The 12,406-nt window shown below is 69.6% G+C and carries 9 protein-coding genes; 5 read left to right on the top strand and 4 right to left on the bottom strand.

Annotation, left to right across the window (positions count from 1 at the left end):
• The first annotated feature begins 21 nt into the window (after positions 1-21).
• Positions 22-1,041 carry an anthranilate phosphoribosyltransferase gene (gene trpD / locus UN84_RS13045; RefSeq protein ID WP_046077979.1) on the top strand — a complete coding sequence of 340 codons (1,020 nt, stop codon included), beginning with the start codon at positions 22-24 and terminating at the stop codon, positions 1,039-1,041.
• Between the two features lie 37 nt (positions 1,042-1,078).
• A complete protein-coding gene (gene trpC, locus UN84_RS13040) occupies positions 1,079-1,885 on the top strand; it encodes an indole-3-glycerol phosphate synthase TrpC (RefSeq protein WP_046077978.1) in 807 nt (268 codons plus the stop codon).
• Positions 1,886-1,960: 75 nt separating this feature from the next.
• On the opposite strand, the gene UN84_RS13035 is transcribed toward trpC, so the two are convergent.
• Entirely contained in the window at positions 1,961-2,872 is a 912-nt protein-coding gene (locus tag UN84_RS13035; protein WP_046077977.1) for a helix-turn-helix domain-containing protein, read from the bottom strand.
• Positions 2,873-3,106: 234 nt separating this feature from the next.
• On the opposite strand from UN84_RS13035, the gene UN84_RS13030 reads away from it, so the two are divergent.
• From UN84_RS13030 to eat, 3 genes are all read left to right on the top strand, one after another.
• The gene (locus UN84_RS13030; RefSeq protein ID WP_046077976.1) at positions 3,107-4,516 is read left to right on the top strand and encodes an ethanolamine ammonia-lyase subunit EutB; all 1,410 of its coding nucleotides are present in this window, start codon (positions 3,107-3,109) and stop codon (positions 4,514-4,516) included.
• Positions 4,513-5,337 carry an ethanolamine ammonia-lyase subunit EutC gene (eutC, locus tag UN84_RS13025; RefSeq protein WP_046077975.1) on the top strand — a complete coding sequence of 275 codons (825 nt, stop codon included), beginning with the start codon at positions 4,513-4,515 and terminating at the stop codon, positions 5,335-5,337. Before UN84_RS13030 ends, eutC begins: the two co-directional genes overlap by 4 nt.
• A 91-nt stretch (positions 5,338-5,428) precedes the next feature.
• On the top strand, positions 5,429-6,880 hold the full coding sequence (eat, locus tag UN84_RS13020) for an ethanolamine permease (protein WP_046077974.1): 1,452 nt from the start codon (positions 5,429-5,431) through the stop codon (positions 6,878-6,880).
• A gap of 77 nt (positions 6,881-6,957) precedes the next feature.
• Here the strand turns inward: eat and UN84_RS13015 are convergent, their stop codons facing one another.
• From UN84_RS13015 to UN84_RS13005, 3 genes are all read right to left on the bottom strand, one after another.
• Positions 6,958-8,784 carry a cation:proton antiporter gene (locus tag UN84_RS13015; protein WP_035598834.1) on the bottom strand — a complete coding sequence of 609 codons (1,827 nt, stop codon included), beginning with the start codon at positions 8,782-8,784 and terminating at the stop codon, positions 6,958-6,960.
• Between the two features lie 103 nt (positions 8,785-8,887).
• Positions 8,888-9,085: a DUF2905 domain-containing protein gene (locus UN84_RS13010; RefSeq protein WP_046077973.1), complete on the bottom strand. Its 198-nt coding sequence runs from the start codon at positions 9,083-9,085 to the stop codon at positions 8,888-8,890.
• Positions 9,086-9,122: 37 nt separating this feature from the next.
• The gene (locus tag UN84_RS13005; RefSeq protein WP_046077972.1) at positions 9,123-12,389 is read right to left on the bottom strand and encodes an FAD-binding and (Fe-S)-binding domain-containing protein; all 3,267 of its coding nucleotides are present in this window, start codon (positions 12,387-12,389) and stop codon (positions 9,123-9,125) included.
• Positions 12,390-12,406: the final 17 nt, after the last annotated feature.

Below are 12,406 nucleotides of genomic sequence, written 5' to 3'. Positions count from 1 at the left end.
TGCCACAAGGAGACGACGGCCATGCAGATGCGGGAAGCCCTTGGTGCCCTGATGCGCCACGAGAACCTCAGCTTCGACCAGACCCATGCGCTGATGACCGCCATCATGACCGGGGAGGCCAGCGACGCCCAGATCGCCGCCTTCCTGATGGGCATGGCGATGAAGGGCGAGACCCCCGAGGAGATCAGTGCTGCCGCCCAGGTGATGCGCGAGCTGATGTCGCCGGTCACGCTGCACGTCGAGAACGTGGTCGACATCGTTGGCACCGGCGGTGACGGCGCCAACCTGTTCAACGTGTCCACCGCCTCGAGCTTCGTGGCCGCCGCCGCCGGCGCCCACGTGGCCAAGCACGGCAACCGCGGGGTGTCGTCGTCGTCGGGCAGCGCCGACCTGTTCGCCGTGGCCGGCATCGGCCTCGATCTGGACGCCGACCAGGTGGCGCGCTGCATCGAGGACGTGGGCGTCGGCTTCATGTTCGCCCCCAACCACCATCCCGCCATGCGCCATGCCATCACCGCGCGGCGCGAGATGGGCGTGCGTACCCTGTTCAATATCCTCGGCCCGCTGACCAACCCGGCCGGCGCCAGCCGCCAGCTGCTCGGCGTTTATTCCGCCGAGCTGGTGCCGCTGATGGCCGAGGTGCTCAAGCGCCTGGGCAGCGAGCACGTGCTGGTGGTCTGCGCCGAGGACGGCCTCGACGAGATCTCGCTGGCCGCGCCGACCCGGGTCGCCGAGCTCAAGGACGGCGAGATCCACGAGTACACCATCGCCCCCGAGGACTTCGGCATCGCCCGCCACGACCTCGACGCCCTCAAGGTGAAGACCGCCGAGGACAGCCTGCGGCTGGTGGAGCAGGCGCTGATCGGCGAGGGGCCGGCGGCGGACATCGTGGCGCTCAACGCCGGCGCGGCGCTGTATGCCGCCGACGTCGCCGATACCCTCAAGGAAGGCGTGGCCCTGGCGCAGGACGCCCAGGACTGCCAGCTGGCCCGCGAGAAGCTCAGGGAACTGGCCAACTTCACTCGCGTCTTCGCCCAGTAGTCGCCCATTCAGGGACTCATCCGCTCAGGACTCTTCGATGACCGCATCCAACGCTACTCCGACCATCCTGACCCGCATCCTGGCGCGCAAGGACGCCGAGGTCGCCGAGCGCCGCCAGGCCGTGTCCGAGGACGAGCTGCTGCGCCTGGCTGGCCTGCAGTCCGCGCCGCGCGGCTTCGTGACGGCCCTGGACGCGCGCATTCGCGACGGCGATCCGGCGGTGATCGCCGAGGTCAAGAAGGCGTCGCCCTCCAAGGGCGTGATCCGCGAGGATTTCCGTCCGGCCGAAATCGCCCCCCGCTATGCCGCGGGCGGTGCCGCCTGCCTGTCGGTGCTCACCGATGCCGACTTCTTCCAGGGGCATGAGGACTTCCTGGTCGAGGCCCGGGAGGCCTGCTCGCTGCCGGTGATCCGCAAGGACTTCATCACCCACGGCTACCAGGTCAGCGAGGCGCGGGCCATCGGTGCCGACTGCATCCTGCTGATCGTCGCCGCCCTGGACGACGCCCGGCTGGCGGACCTGCACCGCCAGGCCACCGAGCTCGGCATGGACGTGCTGGTCGAGGTCCACGATGCCGCCGAGCTGGAGCGCGCCCTGGCGCTGGACCTGTCGCTGGTCGGCATCAACAACCGCGACCTGCACTCCTTCGCGACCCGCCTCGAGACCACCCTGGACCTGCTGCCGCGGATTCCCGCCGGCGTCACCGTGGTCACTGAGTCCGGCATCCACAGCCGCGACGACGTGCTGCGCATGCGCGAGCACGACGTCCACGGCTTCCTGGTGGGCGAGGCCTTCATGCGCGAGGACGATCCCGGCGAGGCGCTGCGCCGCCTGTTCTACTAGCGCGTCTTCGACGCAGCACGACGCCCCCGGCGATTCATCGCCGGGGGCGTCGTGGTTTCAGGGCGCGCCGCTGCGTCAGTGGCGGTGCCGGACCAGGGTGGCGGAGGGGGATTCGCCGAACAGCCGGCGGTAGTCCCGGGCGAACTGCCCCAGGTGGTAGAACCCCCAGTCGGCCGCCGCCTGGCTCACCGTGGTCTTGGTGTCTGGCTCGCACAGGCGGCGGCGCACCCGGTTGAGCCGCGTCAGACGCAGGAACTGGATGGGGCTGATGCCGAGGATGCTGCTGAAGCTGTAGCGCAGGGTGCGCTGGCTGACGTGGGCGATCTCGCACAGCTCGTCGAGGCTGACCGGCAGCGCCGCACCGCTCTCCAGATGGTCGCGGATGCCGTCCACGACCTGGCGGCGGTGACGGTAGCTGGGCGGGCGCTCGGTATTGGGCGTCTCCTCGTGGAGGATCTCCTGCAGCGCCAGGCCGAGGATGTCCTGATGCACCTGGGGGGCGAGCCCTTCGCCCTGCAGGCCCAGTAGGCGCTCGATCAGGAAGGTCGTGGCCCGGCGCGTCCGGTGTGGCAGCTTCAGGCGCATCACCCGCTCCGGATCGGCGTCCAGCAGCGGGCGTGCCGCCTCGCCGCCCGCCCGGACCAGCCATTCGCGGCCGACCACCAGCCCGTAGATGCCGAAACCGTCCGGGGTCACCAGCTCGAAGTCGCGGTCGCCGGGCTGGCACATGATCTCCCGCTCGCCGACCTCGTGACCGTTGATGCGGCAGCTGCGTTCGTCGACCGGAATGCCGAGCCACAGCGAGTCGGGCCAGACGTTGCACTGCTGGCCCAGCGCATGGCTGGTGTATTCCTTGAACACCTGCATCGCCGGCAGGTGGACCTCGTCGATGCGGCCGTAGAAGCCGCCCTGGCCGAACTGGTCGTATTCCTGGGACCAGTCCGTCAGGTTGTGGGCGTGCTCGTTGGCATCCCAGGCCTCCCACATGCACTTCCTTGGTGCGCTCTCGGCGGTTCGAATCGTCTGTGACACGCGGCGTCACTCCTTCTGCCCCGGCCCTTTACGGTGCTCTATGGGGTAAGTTGTTGTTGGTATTGAACTATTGGCTTTTGCCGGAAATCGATAACGCCGGCCTTGGCGCCCTCGTTACCCTTTCATGAAGCAACATTCGTTCCGTTCCGGCGCCTCGCGGCGGCCCGAACGCTCGACCAGGAGACGCTCATGGCCAAGGCCTATCACCATACGCTGGGAAATCGGCGCTATCACTTCGCGAGTCTCGCCGAGCTGATGGCCAAGGCCACGCCGGCGCGTTCCGGCGACCGGCTGGCCGGCGTCATCGCCGAGTCCGCCGAGGAGCGGGTGGTGGCCCAGATGGCGCTGGCGGAGCTGCCGCTCTCTACCTTCCTCGAGGACCATCTGGTGCCCTACGGCGAGGACGAGATCACCCGCCTGATCGTCGATACTCACGCCGCCGCCGCCTTCGCGCCGATTCGACACCTGACGGTGGGCGACTTCCGCAACTGGCTGCTGAGCGATCTCGCCACGCCCGAGGCGATCGCCCGGGCGCGCGCCGGCATCACTCCGGAGATGGCCGCCGCGGTGAGCAAGATCATGCGCAACCAGGACCTCATTCTCGTCGCCCGCAAGTGCCGGGTGACCACCGCCTTTCGCAACACCATCGGCCTGCCGGGGCGGCTCTCCACCCGGCTGCAGCCCAATCACCCCACCGACGATGCCACCGGCATCGCCGCCAGCATCCTCGACGGCCTGCTCTACGGCAACGGCGACGCGGTGATCGGCATCAACCCGGCCACCGACAACGTCGCCCAGAGCATCAAGCTGATGACGCTGATGGACGAGGTGATCCAGAAGTATTCGATTCCCACCCAGTCCTGCGTGCTGACCCACGTCACCAACACCCTGGAGGCGATCGAGCAGGGCGCCCCCGTGGACCTGGTGTTCCAGTCCATCGGCGGCACCCAGGCCACCAACGAGAGCTTCGGCTTCGATCTCGCCACCCTCGGCGAGGCGCGGGACGCCGCCCGCAGCCTCCAGCGTGGCACCGTGGGCGACAACGTCATGTACTTCGAGACCGGGCAGGGCAGCTCGCTGTCCGCCAACGCCCATCACGGCCTCGACCAGCAGACCTGTGAGGCCCGCGCCTACGCCGTGGCCCGTCACTTCGAGCCGCTGCTGGTCAACACCGTGGTCGGCTTCATCGGCCCCGAGTACCTGTTCGACGGCAAGCAGATCATCCGCGCGGGCCTCGAGGATCACTTCTGCGCCAAGCTGCTCGGCGTGCCCATGGGCTGCGACATCTGCTACACCAACCACGCCGATGCCGACCAGAACGACATGGACAACCTGCTGACCCTGCTGGGCGCGGCGGGTTGCACCTTCATCATGGGCATCCCCGGTTCCGACGACATCATGCTCAACTATCAGACCACCTCCTTCCACGACGCCCTCTATGCGCGTCGGGTGCTCGACCTGTCGCCGGCCCCGGAGTTCGAACGCTGGCTGGACGAGATGGCGATCTTCGAGGACGTGGCCCGCCATCGTCCCAGCGGCCGGCTGCCCGACGCCTTCGCCCGTCCGCTGAGCCGCCTGCCCGAGGGAGGTGCGCGATGAGCGATGCGACTCCCACCCATGGCGTCATCGACAACCCCTGGCATCGGCTGCGCGAGTTCACCGACGCGCGCATCGGCCTCGGCCGCGCCGGCACCAGCCTGCCCACCCGGCGTTCGCTGGAGTTCCAGCTGGCCCATGCCCGCGCCCAGGATGCCGTGAATCTGCCGCTGGACGTCGAGGCGCTGTGCCGCGACCTCGACGGCCTGAAGACCGGTCAGTCGATCCATCGCCTGCACAGCCGGGCGGCCGACCGCGAGACCTACCTGCAGCGTCCGGACCTGGGTCGGCGCCTCGATGAGGCCTCCCGGGAGCGGCTGGCCGAGACCGACGACGCGCCGCGTCCCGCCGTCGATCTGGCCATCGCCGTGGTCGACGGGCTGTCGTCGCTGGCGGTGCAGCAGAACGCGCCGCCCTTCCTCGAGGCGCTGACCCAGGCACTGGCCGAGGACGACCAGGACTGGTCGCTGGCGCCGCTGACGGTGGTCGAGCAGGGCCGGGTGGCGATCGGCGACGAGATCGGCGAGGGCCTCAACGCCCGCGCCGTGCTGGTGCTGATCGGCGAGCGTCCGGGGATCAGCTCGCCGGACAGCCTCGGCCTCTACCTGACCTGGGGGCCGCGGGTCGGGCTCAACGATGCCGCCCGCAACTGCATCTCCAACGTGCGTCCGGCGGGCTTCGTCTTCGACGAGGCCAGCCGCCGGCTGATGTACCTGCTGCGCGAGGCCCGGGCCAGGGGCCTGTCCGGCGTGCAGCTCAAGGATCGTACCCAGGACGACGTCATCGCGTCCTCGGGCAGCGTCCAGAACTTCCTGACCTCCTGACACCGGCGGGTGTCGCACCCGCCATGCTCCACCGCAACCTCACGACCGACATCACATCGCGATTTCATAACAACAGCGCAAAGGTGACCCGATGAACGACGCGACCCTGGACCAGGACTACCTGGCCAAACGACAGCTGAAGAAGGGCAGCGCCGGCTGGCTGCTGCTGGCCGGCCTCGGCGTGTCCTATGTGATCTCCGGCGACTTCGCCGGATGGAACTTCGGCATCGCCGAGGCGGGCTGGGGCGGCTTCGTCATCGCCGCCGTCCTGATGGGCCTGATGTACTTCGCCCTGGTGCTGTCGCTGGCCGAGATGTCGGCGGCGATTCCCGCCGCCGGCGGCGGCTACAGCTTCGCCCGCCAGGCGATGGGCCCGGCCGGCGGCTACCTGACCGGCCTGGCGGTGCTGATCGAATATGCCCTGGCGCCGGCGGCCATCGTCATCTTCATCGGCGCCGCGGTGGAGGAGCTGCTGGGGCTCAACGGCCCCGCGATCTACGCGCTGTTCTACGCGGTGTTCATCGGCATCCATCTGACCGGCGCCGGCGAGGCGCTCAAGGTGATGATGATGATCAGTGGCCTGGCGGTGTTCGCCATCCTGGCCACCGCCCTGGCACTGTTCGGCGTCTTCGATGCCAGCAACCTGTTCGACATCGCGCCCAGCGATGCCGCCGGCGCCAGCGCCTTCCTGCCCTTCGGCTGGGCCGGGGTGTGGGCCGCGCTGCCGTTCGGCATGTGGCTGTTCCTGGCGGTGGAGGGCGTACCGCTGGCCGCCGAGGAAGCCAAGAACCCGGCCCGTGACGTGCCCCGCGGCATCATCGGCGCGATGCTGTTCCTGCTGGTCACGGCGGTGCTGGTGGTGGTGCTGCTGGCAGGGGCCGCCGGGGCCGGCGCCATCGGCGCGAGCGGCGTGCCGCTGGTCGACGCGCTCAAGGCCGCCGATCATCCGACGCTGGCCACTCTGGTCAACGTGCTGGGCCTGGCCGGGCTGGTCGCCTCCTTCTTCTCGATCATCTACGGCTACAGTCGCCTGGTCTTCGCCCTGTCCCGGGCCGGGTACCTGCCGAAGATGCTGTCGCTGACCAGTCGCCGCAAGGCACCGACCTGGGCGCTGGTGGTGCCGGGCGTGTTCGGTTTCCTGGTCTCGCTGAGCGGCGAGGGTGACCTGATCCTGGGCATGGCCGTGGTCGGCGCCACCGTGTCCTACGCGCTGATGGCGCTGAGCCATATCCTGCTGCGCGTGAAGCGCCCGGAGCTCGCGCGCCCCTACAGGACGCCCGGCGGCATCCTGACCTCCGGCGTGGCCCTGGTGCTGTCGCTGGTGGCGTTGTCCGGCGTGTATGCCTTCGATCCGCGGGCCTTCCTCTACACCCTGGGGCTGTTCGCACTCGGTGCGGCCTACTTCTTCCTGTACAGCAGGAACACCCTGGTGGCGAAGACCGCCGAGGAGGAGTTCGCGCTGGTGGCGGACGCCGAGGAGAGCCTCGAGGCCAGCGGCGGCACCGATGCCGAGACCGACACCAGGCCCAGCCCCGCAGGGTAAGTCTGAAGCCGGCCGATAACGCAGCGGGGCCGCCCATCTGGGCGGCCCCGCTGCATCCGTGCAGGCGACGAGCGCGACTAGATCGGGCTGGCGACCGTCTGCAGCGAGTGCTTGGGCGAGTCGGCGTAGACCAGGCTGATCAGGGTGTCGCCGCGTTTGGGCGACAGGCCGGTCTCGGCCGTCGCCAGGCGCAGCCGTCCGGCGGGGCCGATGCAGATCATCGGCAGCCAGCGGCCGGCGTGTCCCTGCCGCAGCGGTTCCATGCGGAATTTCTCGCCGCAGCGCTCCAGGTGCACTTCGCCACCTTCCGCCACCAGGCGCGACAGCTTGGCGAAGGTGACGTCGCGGCCGAACAGCAGCGGCAGATGATCCAGCGCCTGGCCCTGGGGGCGGTTGCCACGACGGCCCTCGTCCACCGCCAGGCGGAAGACCCGATCGCGGCCCAGCAGGTGCTCGAAGTGCAGCGCCGCCAGGTCGTTGAGCTCCCGGTACGGCGAGAGCGGCAGCAGGTAGCCGATGCCGCTGAGCTCCAGGTGCTGGGCGGCGTGCTCGGAGAGCGGGTCGCCGTAGTAGGTGGTCAGGCCTTCGTTGCGGGCCAGCTGGATGGCGTCCCAGCTGCTGTCGGCCAGTACCACGCTGACGCCGGCGTCGCGTAGCTTGCAGGCCAGCTGGCGTGCCACGGCGTTGGCGCCGATGATCAGCACGCCGTTGGGTGAGGGGCGCTGCACGCCCAGCCAGCGGGCCAGGGGGCGCGACAGCAGGCTCTGGCTGACCACGGTGCTGATGATCACCAGGAAGGTCACCGGCACCAGCATCTCGGCCCCGGGCATGCCTTCCTCCTCGAGGCGCAGGGCGAACAGCGAGGCCACCGCGGCGGCCACGATGCCGCGCGGCGAGATGAACGCCAGCAGCGCCTTCTCGCGCCATGCCAGGTTGCTGCCCAGGGTGCACAGCCAGACCGACAGCGGCCGGGCGACGCCCACCAGCACCAGCAGGAAGATCCAGGTCGGCCAGCTCAGCAGCGCCAGCTGCTCCACGGTGAGCCGCGCGGCGAGCAGCAGGAAGAGCCCCGAGATCAGCAGCACCGAGAGGGTTTCCTTGAACTCGATGATGGGGCGGGTCGGTACGCCGCGCATGTTGGCCATCCATACACCCATCACCGTCACCGTGAGCAGCCCCGACTCGTGGAACAGCTGGTTGGAGACGGTGAACAGCGTCAGCATCAGCATCAGGGTGCCGAAGCTGTGCAGCTGGTGGGGCAGCCAGTGCTGCCGAAGCACCAGGCCCCAGCACCAGCCGCCGGCGATGCCGAGGCCGAAGCCGATCAGCGCCGTCTGGGCGAACACCATCAACGTCTGGGTGGCCGCCTCGCCGCCGGCGCCCAGGGCCACGAACTCGTAGACCAGCACCGCGCCGATGGCGCCCATGGGATCGATCAGGATGCCTTCCCAGCGCAGGATCTGGGTCAGGTGCTCGCGGGCGCGCAGCGTCTGCAGCATCGGCAGGATCACGGTGGGGCCGGTGACCACCAGCAGCGCCCCCAGCACGCTGGCCATCTCCCAGGAGAGGTCCAGCAGCAGCCGGGCGGCCACGGTGGCGATGACGCCGGTGATCAGCGCGCCCCAGGTCACCAGCCGGCGCACCGTGCGTCCGTGGCCGCCGAGCTCGCGGAAGTTCAGCGTCAGGCTGCCCTCGAACAGGATCACCGCCACCGCCAGCGAGACCAGCGGGAACAGCAGGTCGCCGAACAGCGCATCGGGGTTCAGCAGACCCGTGACCGGGCCGGCGGCGATGCCGGCAACCAGCAGCGTCAGGATGGCGGGCAGCTTCAGCTGCCAGGCGAGCCATTGGCAGATCAGCGCCAGCAGGCCGATCATCGCCAGGTCGAAACCGGCATGCTCCATGGTCGTTCGCTCTCTCGTCAGGGTTGGGTTAAAGGGCGCGCAGCCTAGCGTCGCCGGCCCCGACATGCAATCGATGGAAGCGATGAATAACGTCGATAACGCGTCAACGTCGGAAAAGCCACAGCAGCAGCGTCAGTATGGCGCTGATCAGCAGCATGCTGGTGAGGGGGTAGAAGGTGGTGTGGCCGCGGCGGATCAGGATATCGCCCGGCAGCTGCCCCAGGGGCAGCCGACCGAGCCAGGGCCACAGCAGCCCGGCGGCGAACAGCAGCAGGCCGATGACGATCAGCGTGCGTGACATGGTCTCGCCTCCGGGCCGGGTGGAGTGAAGGCCGCCTTCAGGTGGCCCGCCTGATGGCGCTCAGAAGCCCCTGCAGCGGATGGGGCAGGGCGGCATCCGAGAGGCGCTTGGCCTGGCTGCGGCAGGAGTAGCCGCTGGCCAGCAGCCGGCCGGCGTTGGCCGGGTCCTCGACCTTCGGCTGCCAGGACTGGGCGTAGATGGTCTTCGAGGTCTCGAGGTTGCGTGCCTCGTGACCGTAGGTGCCGGACATGCCGCAGCAGCCGGTGGCGACCACCTCGAGCTCGAGGCCGAAGGCGGCGAACAGCCGCTGCCAGGCCTTGGGCGTGCCCGGGGCGTTGGTCTTCTCGGTGCAATGGGCGAGCAGCCGGTAGCCGGGATCGTCGAGGCTGGCGCCCTGCGGTGCCAGCTCGGGCGCTCGCTCGGCCAGCCGCTCACTCAGCCATTCGGGCAGCAGCTGTACCTCGGGCACGGCGTCGGCGCCCAGCGCCTTCACGTACTCCTGGCGGTAGGTCAGGGTCATCGCCGGGTCGATGCCGACCAGCGGCACCCCGAACTCGGCCAGCGTCCGCAGGCGCTCGGCCTGCTTCTCGGCGGTGCGCTCGAAGGCGCCGAGGAAGCCCTGCACGTGCAGCGGCTTGCCGTTGGGTGAGAAGGGCGCGACGAACACCCGCACGTCGAGGCGCTCGAGCAGCTCGACCACGTCCATCACAAGCCGGGACTCGAAGTGACTGGTGAAGGCGTCCTGCACCAGCACCACGCTGTTGGCCTTCTGCGTCTCGGTGAGCCGGCCGAGGGTGGTCGGCGTGGCCGGCGCCACGCCCCAGGCCGTGAGCTGCTTGTCCAGGCGCGCCCGGGACAGCTTGGGGCTGTCGACCATGCCCACGGGACCGGCCAGCAGGCGGCTGACCCAGCGGCTGTCCAGGGCGGCGTTGTAGAGCGGCGCGATGCGGGACAGCGCCGGCATCATGAACTCCAGCCCGCCGATCAGGTAGTCGCGGGGCGGACGCAGATAGCGGCCGTGATAGACCTCGAGGAACTGTGAGCGGAAGGTCGGCACGCTGACCTTCACCGGGCACTGGCCGGCGCAGGACTTGCAGGCCAGGCAGCCCGCCATGGCGTCGTAGACCTCGTGGGAGAAGTCGTCCTCGCCGCGGCGTTTGGCCAGGGTGTTCTTCAGCTTGCCGGGGAAGGCCTTGAGCGCGCCCAAGGCGCCGCCGCGTCGGGCGTCGCGCGAGGCCTCGAGCACGTCGACGCCGGCCTCGCCCTGCAGGCGCAGCCATTCGCGCATCAGGCTGGCGCGGCCCTTGGGCGAGTGGATGCGCTGGCGGGTGGCCTTCCACGACGGGCACATGGCGTCGTCGGGATCGTAGTTGTAGCAGGCGCCGTTGCCGTTGCAGTAGACGGCGTCGCCGTGGGCCTGCCAGACCCGTTCGTCGATGCGGCGGTCATGCTGGCCGCGGGTCGGCACGCCGTCGATGGCCAGCAGGTCCGGGTCGACCCACTTCACGGCCTGCTCGTCGTCGCTCGGCGTTGTCGGCTCGGAAGCGGAAGCCTGGGCCCTACCCGCGTCTTCGGGCGGGATAGATGGCGCCGCGTCTTCGGGCGGGTTAGCGAGCGCCGCATCTTCGGGCGGCTTGGAAAGAGCGAGCGGCGTCGCGATCTTGCCCGGGTTGAGCTGGTTATGCGGGTCGAAGGCGCCCTTGAGCCGCTGCAGGCTCGGGTAGAGCGGGCCAAAGAAGGCCGGCGCGTATTCCGAGCGCACACCCTTGCCGTGCTCGCCCCACAGCAGGCCGCCGTACTTCTGGGTCAGCGCGGCGACCTCGTCGGAGATCTCGCGGATCATCGCTTCCTGGGCCGGGTCCTTCATGTCCAGCGCCGGGCGCACGTGCAGCACGCCGGCGTCGACGTGGCCGAACATGCCGTAGGCCAGGCCGTGGGCGTCGAGCAGGGCGCGGAACTCGGCGATGTAGTCGGCCAGATGCTCAGGCGGCACCGCGGTGTCCTCGACGAAGGGCAGCGGGCGCTTCTCGCCCTGGACGTTGCCGAGCAGGCCCACGGCGCGCTTGCGCATGCCGTAGACCCGGGTGATCGCTTCGCGGCCCACGGCCTGGGTGTAGCCCAGCCGGATGACGCTGTCGTCCTCGGCGAGGTGCGCGCAGAAAGACGCGACCCGCGCGGCCAGACGCTCGGGATCGTCGTCGTTGAACTCGACCAGGTTGATGCCGTGGGTCGGCGTGTCGCCGGTGTCAGGAAAGAACTCGCCGACGCTGTCCCACACGAAGTCCTGCTGGGCCAGGCCCAGCACCTTGTCGTCCACCGTCTCGATGGAGGTGGGGCGCGCCTGCGGCTGCTCTGGTGAAGAGCGACTGCTGGACATCAGGGCCCGAGCGTCGCGCAGGGCGTCCATGAAGCCGGCGTAGCGCACGTTGACCAGGGTCGAATGCTTCGGGATCGGCAGCACGTTGAGCACCGCCTCGCTGGTGAAGGCCAGCGAGCCCTCGGCGCCGCACAGCACGCTGTTGAGATCGAACTTGCCGTCCTCGGTGCGCAGGTGCGCCAGGTCGTAGCCGGTCAGGCAGCGGTTGAGCGGCGGGAAGGTCTCGCGGATGCGTTCGCGCTCGGTGTCGATGATCTCGCGGGCCATGCGGTGCACCCGGCCCACGGCGTCGTCGCGCTGGCACAGCGCCTCGAGTTCGTCGTCGTCCACCGGGCGGGTGACCAGGCGCTCGCCGCCGAGCAGCACGCTGTCGAGTTCGAGCACGTGGTTGCGGGTCTTGCCGTACTCGCAGCTGCCCTGGCCGCTGGCATCGGTGGCGATCATGCCACCGAGGGTGGCGCGGTTGGAGGTGGAGAGCTCCGGGGCAAAGAACAGCCCGTGGGGCTTGAGCGCGGCGTTGAGCTGGTCCTTGACCACGCCGGCCTGGACGCGCACCCGGCGGGCCTCGACGTCGATGTCGAGGATGGCGGTCATGTGCTTCGAGACGTCGACCACCAGGCCGTCGGTCAGCGACTGGCCGTTGGTGCCGGTGCCGCCGCCGCGCGGGGCGAGTGCCACCCGGCGAAACTCGTCGCGGGCGGCCAGCCGGGCCAGGCGCTCCAGGTCGGTGGCATTCTTCGGATAGATGACCGCCTGGGGCAGGCGCTGGTAGATCGAATTGTCGGTGGCCAGCACCGTGCGGTTGGCGTAGTCGGGGGCGATCTCGCCCTCGAAGCCGGCGTCCGCGAGGGCCTCGAGAAAGTGCAGGTAGGGGGCGTTGGAACGGTCGGAGGCGCTGAGGCGCCCGGTGTCCAGTCTGGCGATCATGGCGTTTTTCGGTCGCT

This window comes from Halomonas sp. HG01 (assembly GCF_000968715.2).
In the GTDB taxonomy this organism is placed as follows: Bacteria; Pseudomonadota; Gammaproteobacteria; order Pseudomonadales; family Halomonadaceae; genus Halomonas; species Halomonas halophila.
The sequence above is the reverse complement of the archived record's forward strand: the minus strand, read 5'-3'. Positions and strand labels throughout refer to the sequence as shown.

Bases quoted from the DNA above. Each gene is read 5' to 3' on its own strand.
- trpD (WP_046077979.1), top strand. From the start codon at position 22: ATGCAGATGCGGGAAGCCCTTGGTGCCCTGATGCGCCACGAGAACCTC.
- trpC (WP_046077978.1), top strand. From the start codon at position 1,079: ATGACCGCATCCAACGCTACTCCGACCATCCTGACCCGCATCCTGGCG.
- UN84_RS13035 (WP_046077977.1), bottom strand. From the start codon at position 2,872: ATGTGGGAGGCCTGGGATGCCAACGAGCACGCCCACAACCTGACGGAC.
- UN84_RS13030 (WP_046077976.1), top strand. From the start codon at position 3,107: ATGGCCAAGGCCTATCACCATACGCTGGGAAATCGGCGCTATCACTTC.
- eutC (WP_046077975.1), top strand. From the start codon at position 4,513: ATGAGCGATGCGACTCCCACCCATGGCGTCATCGACAACCCCTGGCAT.
- eat (WP_046077974.1), top strand. From the start codon at position 5,429: ATGAACGACGCGACCCTGGACCAGGACTACCTGGCCAAACGACAGCTG.
- UN84_RS13015 (WP_035598834.1), bottom strand. From the start codon at position 8,784: ATGGAGCATGCCGGTTTCGACCTGGCGATGATCGGCCTGCTGGCGCTG.
- UN84_RS13010 (WP_046077973.1), bottom strand. From the start codon at position 9,085: ATGTCACGCACGCTGATCGTCATCGGCCTGCTGCTGTTCGCCGCCGGG.
- UN84_RS13005 (WP_046077972.1), bottom strand. From the start codon at position 12,389: ATGATCGCCAGACTGGACACCGGGCGCCTCAGCGCCTCCGACCGTTCC.